The organism is Cupriavidus sp. CP313, from assembly GCF_054072015.1.
This window is the reverse complement of record NZ_JBSVZB010000083.1, coordinates 1-1,361: the sequence shown is the minus strand read 5'-3', so window position 1 is coordinate 1,361 and position 1,361 is coordinate 1. Positions and strand designations below refer to the sequence as shown.

Genomic DNA, 1,361 nt, shown 5'->3' with positions numbered 1-1,361 from the left:
TGGCACATCGATGCCGTCGGTCAAGCGAGAGCCCCTTTGCATTTCGGGCCGGGTGCCTACGCTAGGGCGGGCGGTGTTCATACCATCTCTCACGCTTGCGGGAGAGGGAGCACACAATCGGTAGTCGGGACGATGTGTCAGCTCACCTCTGGCTGCACGATCAACTCGCCACTGCGCCCCGGGATCTCTCCCCACGTTACCGGCAGTTCCGGCAATCCCTGCCGATCCAGCCCGCGATACCACGTCGCCATCGACACCAGCTCGTGCCCCTGCGCACGCCATCCCGCCAGCAGCCGCTCGAACACCGGCGCCAGCTTGCCGCCTTCCAGCTCGGTATGCAGCGTGAAGACATGGTCGCGCGTGCCTTCGGTCAGCTTCAGCAGCGCGGTGTGGACGTTATCTTCGGTCAGGTCGTCGGTGCCGATCAGTTCATCCAGCGTCGGCAGCGTGGTCGGCATCTGCAAGTGCCGGCAGGGCACGCCGTCGATGGTCGGGATATAGGGTGCGGTGCCGCGTCCGTCGGACGCATAGGCCATGCCCCAGTCGTCGATCTGGCGGAAGGCCGCTTCGTTCATCTGCCAGCCGGCCGCGCCGTGCGTCGCCGGCGCTTCGCCGAAGATCTCGCGGTAGCGCGCGAACGCCTGCTGCATCTGCCGGCGCGTCCAGGCAGCATCGCGCTCGCGCACGTTGTCCTGCCAGTAGACGTGGTCCCAGGTGTGGATGCCGCACTCATGGCCGGCCGCGCGTGCTGCGCGCATCTCGGCGGCGCCCTTGCGGCCGATGTCCGGCCCCGGCAGCAGCACGCCGTACATCAGCGTGCGCAGGCCATAGTTGGACACCACGGAGGTGCGCGACACCTTCTTCAGGAAGCCGGGCCGGAATACGCGCCGCAGCGCCCAGCCGGTATGGTCGGGGCCGAGGCTGAACAGGAAGGTGGCCTGCGCCTGCGCAGCCGCCAGCATCGACAGCAGCTTCGGCACGCCTTCGCGCGTGCCGCGCAGCGTGTCGACGTCGACCTTCAGGGCAATGCGTGCCATCTGCGGTGCGCGCTCAGTTGGCCGAATCGACCAGCGTGCGGGCCTCGACCACCTTGCCGCGGTACGCCTCGAAGATGCGGCGCAGCGCCGCTTCCATGCTGATCTCGGGCTTCCAGCCCAGCTCTTCGATGGTGTTGTCGATCTTGGGCACGCGGTGCTGCACGTCCTGGTAGCCCTTGCCGTAGAAGTCGCCCGAGGAGGTCTCGATGATCTGCGTCTTGCGCGCCTCGTCTGCGTATTCCGGGTAGTCGGCGGCCATCTTCAGCATCATCTCGGCCAGCTCGCGCACCGAGTGGATATTGCCCGGGTTGCCGATGTTGTAGA

Annotated in this window: 1 protein-coding gene and 1 pseudogene; both read right to left on the bottom strand. The window is 66.9% G+C overall.

What is annotated here, in order from left to right; all coding sequences use genetic code 11:
* Window positions 1-137: 137 nt before the first annotated feature.
* Window positions 138-1,037, bottom strand: coding sequence for a polysaccharide deacetylase family protein (locus tag ACW4E8_RS40965; protein ID WP_456809692.1), 900 nt, complete (start codon window positions 1,035-1,037; stop codon window positions 138-140).
* A 13-nt stretch (window positions 1,038-1,050) separates the two neighbouring features.
* A pseudogene (locus tag ACW4E8_RS40960) lies at window positions 1,051-1,361 on the bottom strand (bifunctional UDP-4-keto-pentose/UDP-xylose synthase); the annotation flags it as partial.